The organism is Microbacterium sp. F51-2R, assembly GCF_052180235.1.
Classification (GTDB): Bacteria; Actinomycetota; Actinomycetes; order Actinomycetales; family Microbacteriaceae; genus Microbacterium.
In genome coordinates, this window is sequence record NZ_CP197470.1 from 325,679 (window position 1) to 345,402 (window position 19,724).

Sequence of the window (19,724 nt, forward strand, 5' to 3'; positions counted from 1 at the left end):
AAACCCCTCACGTCGTATACGTCACACGGACAGTCCCCGACTGACCGTCCTTCTGCGTCCCAGCCCAAATGTTGTAACCACCCAAACCGAACCCCAGACCACCCGTATTCACCTTCAAGTGATCAATCAGCGACGTGGGAATCGGAACCCAACCGGATTTACCGCTCAGCGTCGTAACACCACTGAAGGACACCGAACCGGAAGGTTTCGTCGCATAGTCGTGACGGCCGAACGGGAACAACCCCAAATCCTTAATCAGCGGCAAGTAAATCTCCGCACCGCTCACCACTGCACTATCAGGAATAGTGTCCCGAATCTTCGTGCCGTAGAACCATGCGCCAATGTTGCTCGACGAAGACCACACATCGTTGATACGCCACCCATACCCCGACTGGTACGAACCGGAATCGATAGCGCTGAACGAAACCGTCTGCTGACCACCCCCGGCACCGGGAGCGTCAGGAGCGTCAGGCGTAGCCGGGGAATCAGACCGCACACCAATGATGTGGCAACCCTCATTCCAATACAGCTTCACCTGATCACCAGGCGACAACGTCGAACCGCTGTTATACGTCGCCGCAACATCACCAATCACGGTACTTACAACCGCGATCCCCGCTGCCTCGGAAACAACCTCACCATTCCCCGGACGCAGCACGGTCGGCCCCAACATCCAAGCCACACCATCAACCACCGCAACCCAAACCGGGTCATTCACCTCAGGAATGAAACCCATCGAAGGATGCGCCGGCACGCGCCCGCCCGAAAAATCGACCACCGCCCGCAACCCATCCAGGCCACGATAATTACCGGAAATCAACTGAACATTCGACTTCGAGTTGAACAGCTCCAAAATCACATCGGACTGATCAACCATCACGCCTCCGGGAACTCATCGTCAGCAGGGAACAACTCACCATCAGGGAACAACCCGAACCCCGTGAAACCCGGGAACACATCAACCGCATCGGCCTTCGGAACCGTCGAAGCAACCTCAACCCTCAACCGCTGAGTAGCCCCACCACGATCAACGGAAACCACCCGACCAATAAGCCACACCCGGTTACGCTCAACCCGCACAGCATCGCCACGCTCACGCAACGGATTGAAAGTCTCCACAACCTCAACTACCCGCGACCGCAACACCGACACCTTCGCGAGCTCACTATCAGCCCACGCCTGAGCCTGCTCCACCGTCGTCACAAACTCGGAAGACAAATACCTCGTCCTCGCACGAAAAGGCGACACAGACCCATCGGGATTACGGACACGCAACGGCCCCGACGTAACCTCAGCAACAGCCAAAACCGCCGCCTGATCCCCACCCGTCGCCCGCACAACAACCCGGTTATAAACCTGCGCCGCACTCATCGACGACGACACCGACTCGATCACATCCAAAGTCACATCATCAACCGGATCCGGCCACACATTCGGCCGCGCCGACAACGCACCATCCGACGTCACATGCGGAACAGCGTCGAGCATCACACCCATCAACTCGTAAACCGCATCCAACTTCCCATCCGGATACATCACCGAACGAGTAATCGGAACATCAGCGACAGAACGAATCAGCGGCAACCCACTAACCCGCCCCAACTCCGCCCACGTCGAAGACAAATCAGTCGGAGCAGTCGGAACATCAAACGACTCCTGCTGAACCCCAGCAAGAAGCTCCCGCAACTCCAAACCAACCGTCGACCCCACCGTGACCCACTCGCCACGGAACCGCATCTCCTCATCCCGAGCCGAAGGAACATCCGTGATCAGGAACCGCCCATAAGCGACCCGCTCCGAAAAGTTCCCCGCCGAAACCAGGCAATACACGTACAACTGGGCACCGAACGGCGCCAACGGATCCGACACCGACACCGGCAGAACACTCGACGCGAACTCATCCGTCCACACAACCGTGCACGAACCCGACTGCTGAACATCCGCGTTCGCGTCCTCACCGAACCGCACATCCGCGATCGGCACATCAGCGATACGCCGCTCCCCGTTGTAATACAGGTCAGCGGTCCACACCGCGTCAAACGGCCCCGTGAGGACACCCTTGAGATCAGAGGAACCGAACCGCACCCGGCACCCCCTCTAAATCAACCAGCGAGCCCAGCGAGCGAGTAGTCCCGATCCATATCGGTGTATGTGGCATAGGCCGCGTCCCGCTCGTCGTACGTCGAGTACGCAGCATCCAGATCGTCGTAAGTCAGCAGCGGGGTAACGAGTCCGACGAACGGCGGGTCAACCTCCGTCGCCGTGAACACGATGTCCGTCCGCTGACCACCCCACTGGACGTCCACACTCACCTCGGTCGGATCCGGGACGCTCGTGAAGAACGTCCGCGGAATCCGCACAGGTGGAGGCGTCCGCACACACAACACCCCCACCTGTCGGGTGTTGTAGTCGCCGAGCATCCCCTGAAACCGGTCAGCCAGGTCCAACGATTCGACAGCGAACCCCAGCGAGTAGTCCACAACCCCACGCCGCCCCGACCCGATCCAACGCCCCAGCATCGAACCCTCGGTGTAGACGACGCTCCCCACGATCGGACGCCTCGTAGCTCGAGCGCCCGAGTCGTCGAGGAGCGCCGCCGCCCCCAACTCGATCCCCTCAGCCGGCACCAGCGGGTTATGCACCCACACCGACCCGACATCCAACGTCACCGTCGCGTAATCCGTGAACCCCAGCGACAACCCAGCCCCATCGAACACCTCAGCCCGATACGTCGCGTCCACACCGAACGGGCACTCGAAATCGAGCACCGCAACCCCGACCGCGATATCCCAACCCCCGCGAACCTTCCACTGACGGTTGTCCGAGAAGCGGTACAGTCGCAGCCGCTCAGCAGCCGGGTCGAGGTCGCCAGCGTCGATGAAGAACTCCACGAACGGATTCCCCGACGTGTCCACAGTCAGTGTCGGCGCAACCATGCCTTTACCCCCTGCCCCCGTTTCGGAGCTTCATGCCGCCCTGACGGGATGCCTGTGTGATTCGACCGTCCACGAATCCGGTGAGCCCGTTCCCGAGGTCCAGGGTTCCGGTGATGCTCATGCCGTCCAGGGACGGCGCGGAAATGTTGATCGACTGGTTCGAGGCGTAGCGAGGAGGCTGCACGAAACCACCGTTCGCGTAACCACGCATCCGACCGCCCGCGTTCATGTACTCGAGCGCGCGCCGGTTCTCCGGGATGGAGACCTGCGACGCCCGCACGATGAACTCACCTGATGCGACAGCGGCGAGCATGTTGTCTCGGCTGGACGGCGCCCCGGGGATGATGCCGCCACTTGCGCGGGCGACATCGACCAGGCTCGACCCTGCGACCTTCCGACCCGCGTACCCGTCAACATAGAAGTTGATCCGACGACCCTCGTAGTCGAAGATGAACCGGTTGAAGTCCGCCCGTGCCGGTGCCGTGTCGGCGACGAGGGTGATCGTCTTCTTCGCAGGAATCTGATTGACCGCCGTCGCAACGTTCCGCAGCGCACCCTCGACCTCGCTAGCACTGCCGAGGTTCTTGTCCGCCCAGTCCTCGGCCGCTTTCTGGTCAAGGCCCTTCGCCTTCAGCATCTCGATAACCGCGTCGCGGCCCTCGTAATACTTGCCCTTCGCCTCGTCGAGCGTGCCGCCGTTGTTCAGGATCGCCTCAGCGGCATCCTTGTGCGCCTGCTCCACATCACGGATGGAGTCGCGGAAAGCGATCGATGCGTCGTTCGACCCGTCAACGCTTGCGCCCTCGGCCTCAGCGGCCTTCGCCAAGTCGTTGAGAGAGCCGATCGCGTCATCCACAGCACCGCTCATCGTCATCGCCGTGTCGTTGACGCTCGACAGGGCATCCTTCATGCCTGAGAGGTTGTCGTCCGCGTTCGACGCCGCACTCGCCATCACATCGATGCTGTCCGAAGCTTCCTTCACGGCAGGAGGCGTGTCGCCCAGCGCCAGCTTCAATAGGGTGGCCGCGTCGGCGGCATCACCAGAAGCGGTGGCCTGCTTGGTCAACTCGTCGCGATACGGCTCCATGATGCCGATCAACTGCGACTGCTGTTCCTTGTTCAGCCCAGCACCCTCGGCGAGGAGGCGGAACTGCTTCTGCGCGGCGGGGAGATCGGTTTGAGCGAGCTTCCCGAGCTCAGCGCCAAGGCCCTGCACGGCGGTGATCGACTGAATGTCAATCAGGTCGCCTGTCTTCTTCTCCCGCAGCTTGTCGAGCGCTCCCCCGAGCGCATCCACCTGAGCGGCGGCGATCTTCAGGTTCGAGCTTCCGAGGAACGTCTTGCGGCTCTGCGCGTCGAAGAGCTGTACAGCGTCGCGCGCAGTGGCGATCTTGTTCGCCAACTCCTCTCCATGAAGGCCGGTGTTCCGCAGCGCGTCAATGAGAAGATTCGCGGCGATCACTCCACCGGTGAAACCCGCCACGGCCCCCGCGCTGACCTTCGCGATGTTCCCGATGCCTCGCGAAGCAGTCTGCGCGGCCGGCCCCAACTCTTCAAGGGCGATCTTGTAAGCCGCTACCTTCGGGACCGCTAGCAGGAAGACCCCGCCAGCGACCGCGGCGGCGCTCGCTACCGCCCCCACCCAGTAGACAGCGACCTGCCCGCCCTCGGGCATACCGTTGAAGGTGTCGATAACCTCCGTGATGCCCTGCACTACAGCGCGGAGCGGACCCTGCCCAGCCTCACCGATAGAGATGAGTGCGGAGTCGAACGCGCCCGACATCTTCTCGAGGTCGCCGTTCAGGTTGTCGAGACGCTCGCTCGCCTGCTTCGCCGCGAACCCCTGGTCATCAACGGCCTTGATCCACTTGCGGATCCCGTCCGCGCCCTGGTTGTACAGTTCGATGCCAGCGCGCACAGCGTCGGACCCGAACATGATCTCGAGCGACGCCTGCCGCTGCTCGTTGCTCAGCCCCGCGAGCTGCCGCTGCAACTGACCGGCGAACTTCTGCAAACCGATGAAGTTACCCTGCGAATCGAAGGCGTTGATCCCGAGCCGCTTCATTTCGTCAGCGGCCTTCTGGCTGTTCGGGGTGAGCGCGCCGAGCATCGTCTTGAACGACGTACCGGCGTCAGAACCCTTCAGGCCAGCGGAAGCGAATGCCGCGAGGCCCGCCGTGGTCTCCTCCACCGACAGCCCCGTCGATGCGGCAACCTGCCCAACCTGCTTGAGAGCCATCCCCAGGTCGTCGACACCGCCTGACGCCTTACCGGCACCAGCCGCGAGAAGGTCCGCGACGTGTGTCGCATCGCGCCCCTCGAGCTTGAACTGGTTCAGAGTGTCGGCCATCGTCTCGGCCGCGTTCGCCACCTCGATCCCACCGGCAGCAGCAAGGTTCAGCGCACCAGTCAGGCCACCGCCGATAACGTCCTTCGCCTCGATGCCCGCCTTCGCAAGCTCCTCGATTGCCCCCGCGGCCTGCCGAGCCGAATAGACGGTCTCGGCGCCCGCCTCAAGCGCAGCCTCACGGAGACCCGAGATGTTCGCCTTCGCGTCCGCACCAGTCGCGGCAACCTCAGACATCGCCTGGTCGAAGTCCGCGGCGCGCTTGGTCGCGAGAAGGAGTCCAGCAGCCACCAGGCCACCAGCGGCGAACAGCGCTGTCCCGGCGATGTTGAACGCCCTCTGCTGCGCCTCAAGCTTCGCAGTGAGCGCCTCAGCCTCGGTTCGCGCCTCGCGGGACTTCTTCGCTACCTGGCTCACGCCGTTGAGGTAGGAGTTCACTTCCGCCGCGATTGTGACCTTGACGACCCGTTCGCTCACGAGCGACCTCCTCAATCGCCGAACGCGGCGCTACACTTCGGGAATGCGGAAAGTTGCGATCGTGGCCGTGAGCGCCATCGCGGCGTTGAGCATCGGCTTGCTTCTGTTCGGTGTGCCGACGGGATCCGTCGCGGCGGGGATCGCTGCCGCGGTCGGACTCGGCGTGGCCTGCCTCATAGCCGTCATGCTGATGGCTACTCGGGGGCGGCTGTCCAGAACATCCCGTTGAGGTTCGCGTCCTTACCGGATGTCTTCCTGTGCTCGGCCTCAGCGTCCTGGATGACCTTTTCCTGCCAGTTGACGAACGGCCCGCTGAAGCGCGCGGGCTTCACGGGGACGTCGGGCCAGGTTGTGACCACGTCTGGGAGCCATTCGCCGTAACGCCCCGTGTTGCGTTCGACAATCCCGTACGCGATCATCAAGTCGCGTTGATCGTGCGGCCAGCCCATGAACTCCGCGTGGGAGATCCCGAGGCGCGCAGCGGCCGCAACTTCATCTCGGAGCGCTACGCTGCCCCGAAGCCTTTTACCAGCGCCTCAATGTGCTGAGAGGGCGCGTACTCGTTCAGAGTCCACACGGCGTCGATGATGAGCCGGAAATCGTGACCCGAGAGACGCTTGAAAAGCCGGTCCCACTGCTCGGGGGTGAGGAGTTCTTCCCCGTCGTCGCTGAGCCGAACACCCGTGAGCATCGCGGCGGTCTTGGATACGGCGTCGAAGTTGTACCCGTAGTTCCGATCCAGGGCGACGTCTACTCGCATCGGGTTCGCGGCGGTCAGGTTCGACCACCTCTCGCCGTCGAGGCGGGTGAACTTCAGGGTAATGAGTGACTTCAGGACTTCGTCGTCGAATGCTTCGAGTTCAGCCTGGGCGCGATCGGCGTGTTCCGTTGTGGGTGCCGGTGCGGCGCCGAGACGCTCCTCAGTGGTGGATGCCTTCGCGTCGAGTTCTTTCGCCTGCTTGAGCGCTTCCAGGAGCGCGGCGCGCTTCCTCGCTACTGCCGGGTTCACGCACACCTTGACAGTGCGCGTGTCGGGCGCTTCCGACTCTGCCGCGGCGAGGATGTCGTCGATATTCATGGGTTGCACCGTTTCTTGCACCGTTAAGAGGACCGGGCCGGGGGTACGGTGCAGAACCCCCGGCCCGAGCTGAATGTCAGGCCGCGAAAGTGGTCTCGACCGGAGCCCCGGTGAGAACGACCTGCTGCTTGAACGTGAACTTGCCCGTACCCGTGATCGGGCCGGGACGCTGCTTACCGAGCGTCACCGGGTAAACCGTCGCCTTCTGAGCGGCGGCGGCGACCGTCGAGTTCGGCACATTGCGGCGAACGACGAAATACCCCGAGATGCTCGGCGCACCACCCGCAGGCTTGAGGACCACCGTCGCGTGACCCGCAGTCGCCTGCGTGTCGACGTACGTGATCCCGTCACCGAACGTCGTCGAAATCTTCCCGAGCGACTCGAGCGTGTCCACCAGCGCAAGCCGCTCATCGGGCGACTTCTCCTGCGACGAGTCCAGCGGGAACCCGTCCGGGGTGAAGTCGTGCGTAATGCGGTACGTGGTGGCCGCGCCGATCTCCGTCGCCGCCTTCACCGCGGAGGTGTCGGTGATCGAACCACCCACCCACCAGATAACGGTGTTTCCTGACTGGTCTACCGCCGGGGCGACCACATCGGCTGCATCTGCCATAGCAGACTCCTTCCTTCTCCCCGCAAACCGGGGCTTCGGTTTACCTCCGGGGAGACCGGAGGGGCTTGGTCACGCCCGCTGAGAGCGGAACGTGAAATCGAGGTCCGTGTAGAAGATCGGCGGCTTCACGTCGTCGTCCCGCTCGATCGGATACGGCCCAGGGTCAATGGCGATGGGCTGACAGAAGCGGCCCGCCACGGTGGGGCGAACCCCGATGAGAGACCTCACGGCATCGACCGTGGACCGTGCGGCACTCCGAGTTGTGGCTACCACCCGCACAACGACCCGGTATCGGCCTTCCGCGGCGTCCTGCGCGGTCACCGTGAGACGCTCGTCGTCCTGCCGGTCAAACCCCATGTCATGCAGCACCAGATACGTGGACCGCCGCACAGTCCCATCCGGGTTCACAGGCACGTCAGCGTCGAACACGAGCGCCGACAATGCGGGGACAGCGACCTTCACGGCCTGCTCGAATGCGGCGTAATGCTGAGTCCTCACAGCCCGTTCCCCCTCAACGCCTGATCTATGGCGATCTCCACGCCGTGGGGCAGGTCGTCCTCGATGATCGATTCGGCGGCGAGGTAGTTCCGCTGCGGAGTTCCACGCACCCCACCCGGCGAGTCCTCAACAATCCCGAGACCCGCAGTACCGCGACGGTTCAAGTTCGGGCCAAGATCCGTCGAGAAGTTCGCGTCGACCGGGTCGTAATCAATCGATGCAGGGTATGAGCCCGAGTAGCGGTGCCCGCGGGCTTTCTCCTGCCACGCCCGCTTGCCCTTCAGCGCGGAAATCCCCACGGCCTTCTTGATCAGGGGGAGCGCGTCAGCCGCCGCGTTCGTGAGGTCGATCTCGAACTGATGCAGCTCGTCGAACCCGCTCATAGCGTCTCCCGCACAGGCAGGCGCCGCGCGGTCGCGTCAGACTGCGCCGACGGCCACGTGACAACGAACTTCCGTCCCACGAGCGCCGTATCAGTCGGTTCGCTGAGACACTCGACAACGTCATCCTTCGCAACACCCTCGGACCCGTCGACAGGAAGGGAAAGGATGAACTGCGACTCAATGAACGACTGATCGGCCGCGTTCCCCGCACGATCCTGCGTGTTCACCGACCGAAGCCGCCCCGGCCCCTCAAACACGGTCACCGGGGTCGATTCGTTCTGCATCGTCACCGGGTTCCACACCTCAGCGCCGGCCCGGGTGACGCGGTACTGGCCGCGCATCGCCGACTCAGCCGCCGCCCGCAACTCGGGAATCACCCGCGCGATGTCAGCGCCGAAACTCACTCGACGCCACCCTCATAGATCGGATACCCCGCAAGGTCAGCGCCGCAGGAGCAGTAATTAGCGCCAAACGACAGCGAGCACCACGGCTGATGGATCGTGTCCACCCCGAGCATGTCGACAGCGAACGCCCCCGACGGCTGTGTCAGCCCGAGGAGCGTCCACCACTCATCGATGATGACGACGCGGCCCTTGCTAGACCGATACGTCCTCGACGACGACCCCTCATCCGCGACGCTGATCGTCACCTGAGTCGCATCATCCGGGCGCTTCACCTGCGCAACCACAGCCTCACGAATGACGTAATCGAGCTTCACCTCATCGATCTGCGCCACATCCAACAGTTCCCGGCGCGTATCAATGAGCATCGCGGCGTCATCGATCCACATCTCCCACTGCTGCTCAGTGAGCGAACCGGATTCGGGGGCGGCCACGCCAAGCGCAACCGCAATATCAGCGGGAGTCACAGCCATGACCGCCCCCTTCTCTCAGGACTTCGCCTTCGGCTTTACCGCAGGCTTGGGCTTCGATTCCTCGACGGGCGCCCACTCCGTGCCGAGACGCGCGACCTTCTCATCCGCGACCTGCACGATGGCGCCCGTGTTCCTATTGACCAGGCGAACCACGATCAGACGAGGTCGTGGATCTTCGCGAAAGCGTTCAGGTCCGCGATGCCCCACCCGTAGACAACCTCGGCGCGGAACGCGACCTGGTTGTACCGCTTCAGGTCGCCGCCGCCGTCCGGGTCGCCAAACTCGATCAGCTCGAGGCCGATCGACTTCTGCACACCCCAGCGGATCGCCGAGAAGTCACCCACGAAACCCAGCACCTTCGTGTCGACCGCGAGGACGCCCGAACCGCGAACCGTGTTCGACACCGACGCGCGGTGACCATCAAGCTCGCTCGTCTCCACGCCGAGGCGGAAGTTCGGGTACAACTTCTGCTCCGAGTTCACACCACGGATCGCGGAGAACTTCGCCGCGTACGTCGGGTCAAGGGCGATGTCACGGGGAACGAACCCGTCCGCCAGGACGAGGGCGTCGGCCGCGTCAAGGCTGACGTAGGGCTTGTCCGCCGCAACGTACTCGACGAGGTTGGTCGTGTCAGTGAGGCCACCGTTCATCGCGGCGACAACCGCGCCACCCGTCGGGTTGATCTCGTGGAACACGCCGAAGTCGAGCGCGCGGGACAGCGCCGGCTGGATGAGCTCGAGGATCTCATCCACGACCTCAAGCTGACGCGCCTCGTCCGCCCACAGAACCTCCTGGTTGAACCGGAGGGTCTTGTGGAACTTGAACGGCTTGATCGGCTTGCTCGACGGCGTGACGGTCGATGGGCCCTTCGCGCCACCCTCAGCGACGTACTCGGCCTCGCCGATGTCGAACGTCCACGACTCGCCCTCACCGAACGTCATCGGGGTCTGGGCGGAGAGCGTCGCGACGCAGGATCCGTTCTGGATCTTCCCGAGCCACGGGTCGATCTTCTGCTTGGGGATCGAAAGCGATCCGGTTGCCAGTGCGACCATGAATGGTCTTCCTTTCGGTTAGTCGGGTCGGCTGAACAGTCCGCGCACGAACTCGCGGGTCTCCTGGTCGGTCGCGCCCGTGTTCTTGACGTCTCCCTCTTTCGGGGCGACGTTCTGTGTCTTGCTCTTGCGGTCCGCCTCCCGCGCCGCGAGGCGCTCGGCCTGTGCGGTCAGGGTGGCTTCGTCGGATCCGGTGAGGAACAGGTCACGGTCCTCAGCGCTGATGCCGTGCTTCGCGGCGATGTCGCTGCGGAGTGCGCGCGCCTCTGCCTCTGCGTGCTTGCGCTCGAGGTCGGCGAGCTTCTCCGCGACGGTCTTCGCCCCGTCAGCCTTCGCTTTCAGGTCTTCGTAGTCCGCGTACTTCGCCTTCTCTCGGGCGACGCGGTCCTTGACGATCTGGTCGAGTTCGGCCTGCGTGAAGGTCTTCTCCTGCGTCTGCTGCTGACCCTCAGTCACCGTCTCGGCATCCGTGGTCTGTGCTTCAGTGCTCATCGGTATCTCCCGTTTCTGTCCCGTCGGACATGACCGCGATTCCGTCGCGTGCGGTCCACGAGGATTCGTGGAAGTTTTCAGAGGCTCTCGAAGTGCGCGATCGCGTCACGGAGAGCAGCCTTCTCAGCCGGGGTGCGCTTACGCTTCGCCGCGACATACGCCAGAGCGGTCACCTCAGGGCCGGTCTCACCACCCCGAAACACGGGGGCGGCAGTGCATCCGCAGTGGTCATGCGCGGCGAAATCCGCCGTCGACTTCTTGTAGATCGCGCCCTTCGACGCGGCCAGCCGGCAGAACCCGCAAGAACCCGGCGACGTAATCCGCCGCCACCCCACCGACTCCGGGTCACGGCGACGATTGTCGAGAATCGTGTCCCGGTACGGCTTCGCCGTCTCAAACTGGGTCACCTGCGCGAGCCGCTTCACAGCCGCCACATCATCACCCTGAAACAGCGGGTCAGAAGCCCAAGCAACCGCGCGCCGGATCTTCACAGTCCGGTCATTGATCGTCAGATCAACCTCGAACACTCCACGAACCCCGGCCCGCTCACGCTCATCGGCGTAGAAATCAGCCGCGAGAGCAGCAGACCCCTCCGTGAAGTACCCGATCACCTCCGGCACGGCCTCGAGAAGCCCCGCCCGCCGCACCTCTGGGGAACCATCCAAGCCCCGGAGGACTCGCCCGGACAGGTCTACTGCCGCCGCTGTAACCGCTGAGAGTGCCGCCTTCGACTCAAACGCCGTCGGCATTGTCCTGCGGCGCCGGGCGGTTCAGCGCAGCCCGCACAACCTCGCGGCCCGCGTTCTGCCGCCGCTCCTTCAACGCCTGCTCAATCTGCTGCGGCGTGAGACCCAGAAGCTCAAGCGCCACCGTCGTCTCCTTCAGCCATTCCGGGCCAGCTGCGATCTGCTTCGCCCCCGCATCCGCCTGAGCCGCCTTCGACACGTACAGCGGAGACCGCCACTTCGGCTTGATAGAACGCCATGCAGGTGGCACCTCAGTGAGGCCGTTCTGGATCGCGAGAGCCCGCGTAACCGTGCGCCGGCTGGGAATGTCGAGGTCGCGCTGAGCGCCCTCGGCCTCCGAAATCAGGTTCTCCCGCGACTGGACGTAGGAATCCGCCGACGTCGGGTTAGCGATGTCCGACAACGCGAAATCGGAGTCCGGGAGGTCCGTCTCGCGCGCGGCGAGCTTCGCCAGCATATTCAGATCCGCGATGTGCGGCTCCGGCGACTGCGCATCGAACTGCTTCACGTCCGCGCGCGGCTTCGCGGCATCCTCATCGTCAGGAATACCCATAACCCGACCGAGAACCATCTGCCAGGCAGCCTTCATCGACCCATCAGGGTTCTTGAACACGCTGTCGCTTGCTCCCAGCAGGAACATCTTCGGCATCGCGAAGACGTCCATATGCCCTTCAAGTCGGATCAGCTCGCGCAAAGCGGAGTCCTGATGAGACATGAGCGGGCGGGTGATGCGCGACCGGCCCATCCGACGCCCCGAACGCGGACGATACACCTGCGGATCGGCAGGAACATGCCACGGATGCTCAGAGCGTCCCGTGACCGCCCACTTCCCGTCGACCTTCTCCGCGCTGATCGTCTCCCCGTCGAGGTAGAGCACGAATCCCGAAATCTTCCCGCCGTCCCATGCGGTCACCGACAGGAGATTGTCAAGGGCGCGCTTACGGCTGTTCCACTGCCCGAACGCATTCCGAGCATCCTTCGCATGAACCAGCGCCCGCGGCTCACCCTCCGCACCCTGCGTCGTGATCAGATACGAGACCCCGTGAATGTAAGCGTCCGTGCGGCCCGATGCGAGCTCGGACAGAAGGAAGTTGGACTCCTCCAGCTCGCTCATACCGATCGAGTCAAGGTCGCCGTCGTTCCACACGAACTCTTCGAGACTCACACGACGATCAAGACCGTCGACACCCTTAGCCGCCCAACCCAAAGCGATCCCAAGCCGGTAATACTGCGGCGGGATGATCGAACCAATCTGACGAATCGCACGCTTCCCGTCGTAGTACGACGACCGCAGCAGATTCCGACGCGACCTGGCCCTCAACTCATCAGCGAGGACATTGACCGTAACCGTCTCGTCTTCCGAGAGTCCCGGAACGATGATCTTGTCGCTCAAAGCACCACCGCCGTTCTCTCTTCGCGCCGATTACCGGGCCGCTTCACTGTGTCGTTCCGTGCCCCCCAAAGCGCGAGCGTCTCCGCCACGACAGGGGTAATGTCTGACTCTTCGTCCTTGCGGTTCCACGCCCACCCGCCACGCAACGGACGCTTCCGCGCAACCGAAAGCGCCACGTTCACCTGCGGCTGATCCGGATGACGAACAAGCGTCGTAGGCGACATGACAGCGTCGAAGAACTGAGCACACGCGACAACCATGTCGGCCCCCTCAGCACCCGCGAGCGTCACCTTGATCGCGGAATCCCCGAGGTACGCGGTCCCGTTACGCCACTTCACCAGGCCAGACATCTCATCGACCACGACCGCGTGAAGCTTGTTCTTCGACGCCCGCTCCACCACCCAAGGGACAACCCAATCCGCACCCGATCGGTGCTCGTCGAGCTCCACATGCCACAGCCCATCCGCCCGCTTGCCAGCAAGCGCGACAGCGGCGGTGGAACGGTTCGGCGATACGTCGATCGCGAGGACCAACCGCTCGACCGGCATCGACGCCGCATCCGCGACACGCTTCCACGACTCCTCATCAATGACCCGAGGCGACGACGTCGCGTAGATACCCAACGCCTCACGGCGAAACGAATCGTCATTGCGGAGGTTCTTCCGCATACGCTGCATCGACTCGAGCGGAGTCCGCTCCGGGTACGACGGATTAGCCTTCGCCCACTGCGCCTCATCATCCGGGTCAGCGTCATCATCAGCCGAGAACTCGATATACGCGATGTCGTCTTCTTCGCCCGACAAGGCGCCGGCACGACGCGACAACCACTCCTCGCCCGGATCCACAGGCCGCGGAGGCGTACCCATGTAGAACAGCAACGCCCCCGACGGCTGCTCGGACTGGTTCGTCGCCGCAACCATGTCCTCAAGCGCCTTCTCCGTGAGGATCTGCGCCTCATCGAAGACCTCAATGTCGACCTTGTCGAACCCACGCCCGAAACCGCCCTCACGGGCACCGAACATGATGATCGAGCCGTTCGCGAACTCAATCTCCTGCTCAGCGTTCGCGGTTCGGATGCCGTTAGACCGGTTCGGTTTCAGGTGCGGGGCGATCCGCTTCCGCTTCACGTACCCTTGCAGCGTCTTGAACGTCTTGGTAGTGGTGCGCGTCCGGTGCGCGGTCCACAACACCGTCAGATTAGGAACCAGGATGCACAGGGCAATGACGATCATGCCCACAAGGAACGTCTTACCAACCTGACGGGGAATGCTCAGGACCACGCCGCCAACCGTGGCCGCGTACTTCCCATCCGCCCGCTTACCAAGCGCAATCGCCCCAATACCGTGCTGCCAACCGTCGAACCCGACACCCATCTGCTCACACTGAGCAACCACACGAGGCCACGCCGTAGTCACGATCCCCTTCGGAATCACCACATGCCGGGCAACCTCCGACAGGCGAAGCTCAGATCGCCGCCGCGTCGAACTTGCCATCTTCGACCCTGGCAACCGGATCATCCTCCCGCTCATCACGAGACTCGAGAGCATCGATCTTGTCGTTCGTCAAAGACAACTGCCGATGCAACGCCGCCGCAGCCGGCCCACTCGCGCCATCAAGCTTCGACGCGATGTCCCGACGCTGCGCGTACTCGATCTGCAAACGATCGCCCTTCACGATCGCCTCGGACAGGCTCAAACCCAGATCCCTCTTCGGCTCAGGCGTCTCATCCGGCGCCACAGCACGCAAAGCAGGCTTAGCGGCCATCGGATCACCGCCCTTGGTCAGAAACGAAAAAAAGGGTAGAGGGAGGGACCGCCTAGCCCCGGTGGTACGGGATAGGGCCTCTTGGGGGGACCCTTGGGTGGGGGCTTAGGCGGCGGCGAGTCGCTTCGATGTTCCTGTTGGCTCCGCCTGCCACAGGCGTAGGTACGCAGCGCCTTCGAGTGTTGTGTCTATGGGTTTGAGCCCTCGACGGTCCCGATCCCTTGCCCATTCGGCGAGTGTCATGTCTCCCTTGTCGCCGTTGCATGCTCGGCAGGCGGCGACGATGTTCGACATGTCGTTGCGTCCGCCTCGACTTAGTGGGAGGACGTGCTCCGGGTCGGGTAGTCCGTGTGATGGCGTCTTGCAGTACGCGCAGCTGTTTCCCTGCCGGCGGTACTGCCCCATCACTTGGGTGTACGTGAACAGTCCTGGGGCGTTGTGTTCTCGGGCTCTGCGGCGGCGCTTTCTCACGCGCCTCGTGCAGGTCATGCCGCAGTAGACCGAAGGCGTCTGCCCGGTCGGTTCGACGATGTTGGCCCCGCACTCATCGCATGACCCCACCTGGAAGGCAGAGTGTTTGGGTTCCGGCGGTGTCCAGAGTGATGTGGCGCCGAAGCATCGCGCCCAGTGGTTGGAGGGAAGTTCGCACGAGGCTGCGCCCCATCGACTGTAATCACGGCAGACAAGGGAGCAGTATGTGCCGGCGTAGCGTCTAGCTCGAGCTTCCTTCGGCGTGGGTTGTCCGCAGCAGTCGCACGGAACGATCACCTTGCGGTGGCGGTTCGGGAGGGTGCGGTTGTAGCACGTGCCGCAGAGTCCTCTCGCCTTCGTCGGTCGGTCGCATCCGTCCGTTGTACAGTTTCCGGCCATTTCGTTCTCCCCATGTCGGTGGGTACAAGAAATGCCCACCGCGACGGGGATCAGTCCGTCCGTGGGCACTCGACCCCGACAGGTCGAGCGGTCTTACTTCAGCGCACCGGATCGGCGAACGATCGGTGCGTACTCCCGCGCTCTCTTCTTCGAGTTGCAGGGGATGTTGTGTGCGGCTTGTTTGTTGCCGATGGTGTCCGCGCCGCCGAGGTGAAGCGGTTTGATGTGGTCAACGACGAAACACCTTGGGTCGGGCCACTTGAGCGTGTAGTCGATGGGCTCGCCGCAGATACCGCAGTTCGGTTTGTTCTTCGCGATGCGAGCCCGGTCTTTGTCGCGCTGCGTGGTGTTCCTGGGCTTTTTGCTCATGGTGTCTCGCGCGGTCCTTGAAACACGAAAGGCCGGTCACCTTGACGGTGCCGGCCTGTTCTCGTGTGGGTTATCGGGTTCGTCGGGCTTCGGCGTCTTCTGCCCTGTCGCGTTCGGCGCATCCTTGCGCTGCGGCGATGCTAGGCCAGGGACGGTCGCATTCGGGGCAGTTCGTCATCGTCGGCCTTTGAGGATCCAGGCGAGGATGACGATGGTGATGGTGAGGGCGAAGATGGTGAGTGCGTTGGCTGAGTCTTTGACTGCTCGGTAGAATTCGGCGCGGATGTGGTCGCGGATCGGGTCGATAGTCATTCGTCGTCCTCGTCGTCGGTGCTGTTCATCGCGAGGTATGCGGTGTGTCCGGTTCTGGCGTAGTCGATGAGCCCGCCCGTGTGGTGGATGGGTTGCGTGTCGGGCCATTCGCGGAGGTAGTAGTTGGTGTTGTCGTCGGGTGATTGGCCCCAGCATTGGAGTACCCATTCGGCGCAGTAGACGCCGGGGTATTCGTTGGAGTAGTGGTTGGCGATCGCGTCTTCGAGGGCACGCTTAGTTTCGGCGCTCATTGGCGTTCCCATTTCGGGGTGAGGTGCGGGCCGATACGGTGAGCGCGACCACGTGCACGCCACCAGTCCCCGATACGACGAAACATGGCTACTGCTCCTCTGACTCCACCTGCTGAACCCGCAGACGACACTCCACACACTCACCATCGCAAGTGCAGGTGTCCTCAGTCATTGGTCTGCTCCTCGTCCTCGTGCGCGCGGCAACGGGGATCTATGCCGTATCCGTAGCAGATGCACTCATGCTTCTCTGGGGGGCGCCAGCCCGCGGCTACTACAGCGGTGACAACTTCATGCAGGTTGTTGAGATCTATGAGGTGGAGCGCTTGCAGCGCTTCGGCGAGGGCTTCCCTGTCGGCCCAACTCGCCGCCTCAGTCATTGGTCTGTTCCCACGAGTTCACAGAGGCGGTCGTAAGCATTCGCCAGGGCGGCATCTACCCGAGGGTTGGATCCACCAACGACGATGCGAGCGGCGCGGAATTGATCGATTACGGCTCGGTCGGCCTCAGTCATTGGTCTGTTCCTCGGTTGTCATTCCGCTCACGGCTAGGCGTCGACTCAGCCATCGCTCCGACCCACCGGCCGCAGCTCCCACGGCATGTCCTCGTCAAGGATCTCGATCCCGGTCTCCGGGTGACGCCACACGAGGCTGCGGGAGTCCTGCCGCCAGTCAACGAACCGCTCACTCATCAGTCGGCCTTTCCATACCATTCGAGGTATCGGTACAACTGCTCGAACTCCGCATCCCGCACCTTGTCGAGCACGCGCCCCCACCACGCCAACCAGCACCCACCCACCAGGAAGAACCCGAAAGGCAGAAACCCCACCGGAAACCCGTACGGTGGTGAAGCGAGGAGGAACATGCATCCGAGGATCGACAAGCCCAACGGCCACCACCGGATCCTCATACGTACCCGATGAGATGCGTGAGATCGTCGATGATCGCACCCCTATGCAGAAGCGCGTCCCGGTTCAACCGGCCATGCGACCCGCAGAACGATAGTTCTGCGCCGCTGGGGAGCATCACGAACACGAAGCTCCGGACCCCGCATTGATCGCACGGGTGGTATTGATCGGGTGAGAGCACGGCGACCCCCTAGGGGCTTATCGCGGCAGAAGTATCACCTCTGTTGCTTATCTTGTTGGGAAGATCCGATCCGCCGCCCTCGTCCCCGCGTTCAAAGGATCAGGCTCGCGGCCCGTAGTGTTCTATGCCGGGGGTTTGGCGGATGGAAGATTGGTGGCTGGCGCAGGGTCACAGCGCCACTTAGCTCATGGCTTCCAACACGAGCACCACGTTGGCTGGATGGAAGTAGTTATGCCGTGAAGCGGATCGTCCTGATTCCGGCCTTCTCGGCGAGATCGGCGGTCATGGATGCTCCACGTGAACTGTCTTTGATGAAGGCGAGGCAAAGGTCAGCGCCGAGGTTTACCATCTCGGCATTGCGAACGAAGCCCGCGCGATTCCCGTACTCGTTCCAGCGCGCGGGGTGACGCTCCACCGCAATGCCTTTACGCATCGCCGCTTCTTCACACATGCGGTCCGCGCCTAACGGGCAAGCGCCGCTGACGAGCGTGTACTCGCCAAGTTCTTCCCAAGCGCCCCAGAGTGCACCAACAATGGTGGCGCTGTCATCCCAAGTCCGAGAACCTGTTATCAGCACGCGAGCCATCAGACACCCCTAACGATGGTCATACGTTCGGGCTCGAAGCTCAGACGCGAATAGCCGCCACAGTTCGGGCAAACCCTCATCGCATATGACAACACGTTCGCGATATAGCGGCGCGGAGACGGCTCAGTCTCAGTCCCACACCTATTGCAGGTCGTGAGACTGTGCTGACCATCCACATACAGCGTCGGATGATTCTTGATGTACGGTCGCAGCGCATCGAACAAACCCTGCGTCGCGATCACGTCCCCAGCGCAGTACTCCGTCAACCGCTCCCGATCCTCGACCGACCCCGCAACAGCGCGGTTCATGGCCTCACGGTCATACACGTCGGTCTTCGCCGGAATCTCAAGAATCTGGCAGAGCGCGTTCAACGACTTGAAGTGAACACCGCTCTTGAACTGGCGGGCGACCCTCAGCGTGTCCACCGTCTTGAACGGGGGAAGCGGGGGAAGGTTCGGCTTGTGCCGGTGCCCGATCCTGGGGAAGTACAGGTCACCCTCAAGCCACGGGATGTCGGCGTTCAGGATGTTGTGGCCCACGATGATGTCAGCTCGGGACATGAGCGCGTGCACTTCCTTGAGGAAGCGTGCGCGACCGCCCTTGTCCCACTCGGCAAGCCGGATGACTTCCGCGTCGTGATAGAACTTCGCGCAGACGATCGTGGTTCTGGGTTCCCGGATGACCGTCTCGTGATGGATGTAACGGTTCTTCAGGTCTCCGCGGTCCCACCACTGCTGCTGACTGATCCCACTGACCCGCTCAACGTCGAGAATCAAAATCCGGTTTCGGACGGCGGGGTTGATTTCCGTGAGCGCGCGTTCAGCGAGTGCCATTGCGTCGCCGCCATTCCGCGACCGTGTCCTTGTTCGCCCGATACCCCTTGAAATCATCGTCGGGGTCGTCGTCAGCGATCATGCGGATGATTGCCGCGTTGGACAGGTTGGGGTCGTTCAGCCAGCCGACGACGATGTCGTGGTTGCGGGTTGAGAGGGAGTCGAGCCATGCGTCGAACTGGGGTCGGATCTTCTTCTGTTCGGTTTCGAGCCGGTGTGCAAGGGCCATTCGGGTTGTCCCCTCATGAGTGATGTGACCCCGCGCCAGTCAGCGGCAGGGCTGATAGGAATTGGGGTGGTCGGTGAGGCTCACCACGACGCCCAACGCCGAGGCACCTCTCCCGGATCGCACGATGGCTACCCCGGCAACTACCGCCGACCGCGATAGGCCCCCGATATACCGCATCTCACGCCTCGGAATGGGCATAGCGTGAGCATCTTTGTGCCAGAGGTGCAATCCGGTTGATTCCGGTACTTACCAAGTGCCCCTACGGGCGACGACCTCGGGACTTCTGCGAGGGTTGCAACTACCGCCCCGCCAGGAAGGAAGGCCTGACGACCGCGCCTCGCATTGTGGAGCTGCCGGTATCGAAACCGGAGTACCGACCACCGAATACCTGGCAGGTGCGCCGAGTGGATACGGCGTCTTCGGGTGTCGGGCGAACCTGTCAGCCCCGTGCGCGCCTCAGCAGCCGGTTGGGCTCTGGCTCGCGCGTGTAACGCTCCTGTTCGCTCGTCGGCGAGGGGCGTGTTTATGGATGCTGGCCG

General features: G+C 63.0%; 27 protein-coding genes. All 27 read right to left on the reverse strand.

Annotated features, from left to right (window positions below):
* Nucleotides 1–7 precede the first annotated feature (7 nt).
* On the reverse strand, nucleotides 8–877 hold the full coding sequence (locus tag ACSBPH_RS01540; RefSeq protein ID WP_442575861.1) for a hypothetical protein: 870 nt from the start codon (nucleotides 875–877) through the stop codon (nucleotides 8–10).
* Nucleotides 877–2,085: a hypothetical protein gene (locus tag ACSBPH_RS01545; protein ID WP_442575862.1), complete on the reverse strand. Its 1,209-nt coding sequence runs from the start codon at nucleotides 2,083–2,085 to the stop codon at nucleotides 877–879. Before ACSBPH_RS01545 ends, ACSBPH_RS01540 begins: the two co-directional genes overlap by 1 nt.
* A 17-nt stretch (nucleotides 2,086–2,102) precedes the next feature.
* Nucleotides 2,103–2,891: a hypothetical protein gene (locus ACSBPH_RS01550; RefSeq protein WP_442575863.1), complete on the reverse strand. Its 789-nt coding sequence runs from the start codon at nucleotides 2,889–2,891 to the stop codon at nucleotides 2,103–2,105.
* A 49-nt stretch (nucleotides 2,892–2,940) separates the two neighbouring features.
* The gene (locus ACSBPH_RS01555; protein WP_442575864.1) at nucleotides 2,941–5,760 is read right to left on the reverse strand and encodes a phage tail tape measure protein; all 2,820 of its coding nucleotides are present in this window, start codon (nucleotides 5,758–5,760) and stop codon (nucleotides 2,941–2,943) included.
* Between the two features lie 30 nt (nucleotides 5,761–5,790).
* On the reverse strand, nucleotides 5,791–5,937 hold the full coding sequence (locus tag ACSBPH_RS01560; RefSeq protein ID WP_442575865.1) for a hypothetical protein: 147 nt from the start codon (nucleotides 5,935–5,937) through the stop codon (nucleotides 5,791–5,793).
* 17 nt (nucleotides 5,938–5,954) lie between these two features.
* Nucleotides 5,955–6,209 carry a hypothetical protein gene (locus ACSBPH_RS01565; RefSeq protein WP_442575866.1) on the reverse strand — a complete coding sequence of 85 codons (255 nt, stop codon included), beginning with the start codon at nucleotides 6,207–6,209 and terminating at the stop codon, nucleotides 5,955–5,957.
* Nucleotides 6,210–6,265: 56 nt separating this feature from the next.
* Nucleotides 6,266–6,838: a hypothetical protein gene (locus ACSBPH_RS01570; protein ID WP_442575867.1), complete on the reverse strand. Its 573-nt coding sequence runs from the start codon at nucleotides 6,836–6,838 to the stop codon at nucleotides 6,266–6,268.
* Nucleotides 6,839–6,914: 76 nt separating this feature from the next.
* Nucleotides 6,915–7,448 carry a phage tail tube protein gene (locus ACSBPH_RS01575; protein WP_442575868.1) on the reverse strand — a complete coding sequence of 178 codons (534 nt, stop codon included), beginning with the start codon at nucleotides 7,446–7,448 and terminating at the stop codon, nucleotides 6,915–6,917.
* A gap of 69 nt (nucleotides 7,449–7,517) precedes the next feature.
* On the reverse strand, nucleotides 7,518–7,946 hold the full coding sequence (locus tag ACSBPH_RS01580) for a hypothetical protein (RefSeq protein WP_442575869.1): 429 nt from the start codon (nucleotides 7,944–7,946) through the stop codon (nucleotides 7,518–7,520).
* Nucleotides 7,943–8,329, reverse strand: coding sequence for a hypothetical protein (locus tag ACSBPH_RS01585; protein WP_442575870.1), 387 nt, complete (start codon nucleotides 8,327–8,329; stop codon nucleotides 7,943–7,945). Before ACSBPH_RS01585 ends, ACSBPH_RS01580 begins: the two co-directional genes overlap by 4 nt.
* The gene (locus ACSBPH_RS01590; protein WP_442575871.1) at nucleotides 8,326–8,733 is read right to left on the reverse strand and encodes a DUF6093 family protein; all 408 of its coding nucleotides are present in this window, start codon (nucleotides 8,731–8,733) and stop codon (nucleotides 8,326–8,328) included. The genes ACSBPH_RS01585 and ACSBPH_RS01590 overlap by 4 nt, the downstream gene beginning before the upstream one ends.
* Nucleotides 8,730–9,203, reverse strand: a complete 474-nt coding sequence (locus ACSBPH_RS01595; RefSeq protein WP_442575872.1) for a hypothetical protein — start codon at nucleotides 9,201–9,203, stop codon at nucleotides 8,730–8,732. Before ACSBPH_RS01595 ends, ACSBPH_RS01590 begins: the two co-directional genes overlap by 4 nt.
* Nucleotides 9,204–9,358: 155 nt before the next feature.
* Nucleotides 9,359–10,255 carry a phage major capsid protein gene (locus ACSBPH_RS01600; RefSeq protein WP_442575873.1) on the reverse strand — a complete coding sequence of 299 codons (897 nt, stop codon included), beginning with the start codon at nucleotides 10,253–10,255 and terminating at the stop codon, nucleotides 9,359–9,361.
* 18 nt (nucleotides 10,256–10,273) lie between these two features.
* Nucleotides 10,274–10,747 (reverse strand): hypothetical protein, encoded by a 474-nt coding sequence (locus ACSBPH_RS01605; protein WP_442575874.1) that lies wholly within the window; start codon nucleotides 10,745–10,747, stop codon nucleotides 10,274–10,276.
* Nucleotides 10,748–10,824: 77 nt separating this feature from the next.
* Nucleotides 10,825–11,496 carry a VG15 protein gene (locus tag ACSBPH_RS01610; RefSeq protein WP_442575875.1) on the reverse strand — a complete coding sequence of 224 codons (672 nt, stop codon included), beginning with the start codon at nucleotides 11,494–11,496 and terminating at the stop codon, nucleotides 10,825–10,827.
* Nucleotides 11,480–12,886, reverse strand: coding sequence for a phage portal protein (locus ACSBPH_RS01615; RefSeq protein WP_442575876.1), 1,407 nt, complete (start codon nucleotides 12,884–12,886; stop codon nucleotides 11,480–11,482). The genes ACSBPH_RS01610 and ACSBPH_RS01615 overlap by 17 nt, the downstream gene beginning before the upstream one ends.
* On the reverse strand, nucleotides 12,883–14,259 hold the full coding sequence (locus ACSBPH_RS01620; protein ID WP_442575877.1) for a hypothetical protein: 1,377 nt from the start codon (nucleotides 14,257–14,259) through the stop codon (nucleotides 12,883–12,885). Before ACSBPH_RS01620 ends, ACSBPH_RS01615 begins: the two co-directional genes overlap by 4 nt.
* 91 nt (nucleotides 14,260–14,350) lie before the next feature.
* A complete protein-coding gene (locus tag ACSBPH_RS01625; protein WP_442575878.1) occupies nucleotides 14,351–14,650 on the reverse strand; it encodes a hypothetical protein in 300 nt (99 codons plus the stop codon).
* 105 nt (nucleotides 14,651–14,755) lie between these two features.
* On the reverse strand, nucleotides 14,756–15,520 hold the full coding sequence (locus ACSBPH_RS01630) for an HNH endonuclease (RefSeq protein WP_442575879.1): 765 nt from the start codon (nucleotides 15,518–15,520) through the stop codon (nucleotides 14,756–14,758).
* 93 nt (nucleotides 15,521–15,613) lie between these two features.
* On the reverse strand, nucleotides 15,614–15,889 hold the full coding sequence (locus ACSBPH_RS01635) for an HNH endonuclease signature motif containing protein (RefSeq protein ID WP_442575880.1): 276 nt from the start codon (nucleotides 15,887–15,889) through the stop codon (nucleotides 15,614–15,616).
* A gap of 174 nt (nucleotides 15,890–16,063) precedes the next feature.
* On the reverse strand, nucleotides 16,064–16,201 hold the full coding sequence (locus ACSBPH_RS01640; protein ID WP_442575881.1) for a hypothetical protein: 138 nt from the start codon (nucleotides 16,199–16,201) through the stop codon (nucleotides 16,064–16,066).
* A complete protein-coding gene (locus tag ACSBPH_RS01645; RefSeq protein ID WP_442575882.1) occupies nucleotides 16,198–16,452 on the reverse strand; it encodes a hypothetical protein in 255 nt (84 codons plus the stop codon). Before ACSBPH_RS01645 ends, ACSBPH_RS01640 begins: the two co-directional genes overlap by 4 nt.
* A 687-nt stretch (nucleotides 16,453–17,139) precedes the next feature.
* Entirely contained in the window at nucleotides 17,140–17,313 is a 174-nt protein-coding gene (locus tag ACSBPH_RS01650; RefSeq protein ID WP_442575883.1) for a hypothetical protein, read from the reverse strand.
* Nucleotides 17,314–17,354: 41 nt separating this feature from the next.
* Nucleotides 17,355–17,474 (reverse strand): DUF7455 domain-containing protein, encoded by a 120-nt coding sequence (locus ACSBPH_RS01655; protein ID WP_442577224.1) that lies wholly within the window; start codon nucleotides 17,472–17,474, stop codon nucleotides 17,355–17,357.
* Between the two features lie 292 nt (nucleotides 17,475–17,766).
* Nucleotides 17,767–18,123, reverse strand: coding sequence for an SLOG family protein (locus ACSBPH_RS01660; RefSeq protein ID WP_442575884.1), 357 nt, complete (start codon nucleotides 18,121–18,123; stop codon nucleotides 17,767–17,769).
* Nucleotides 18,123–18,956, reverse strand: coding sequence for a hypothetical protein (locus tag ACSBPH_RS01665; protein WP_442575885.1), 834 nt, complete (start codon nucleotides 18,954–18,956; stop codon nucleotides 18,123–18,125). The genes ACSBPH_RS01660 and ACSBPH_RS01665 overlap by 1 nt, the downstream gene beginning before the upstream one ends.
* The gene (locus ACSBPH_RS01670; RefSeq protein WP_442575886.1) at nucleotides 18,943–19,185 is read right to left on the reverse strand and encodes a hypothetical protein; all 243 of its coding nucleotides are present in this window, start codon (nucleotides 19,183–19,185) and stop codon (nucleotides 18,943–18,945) included. Before ACSBPH_RS01670 ends, ACSBPH_RS01665 begins: the two co-directional genes overlap by 14 nt.
* Nucleotides 19,186–19,724: the final 539 nt, after the last annotated feature.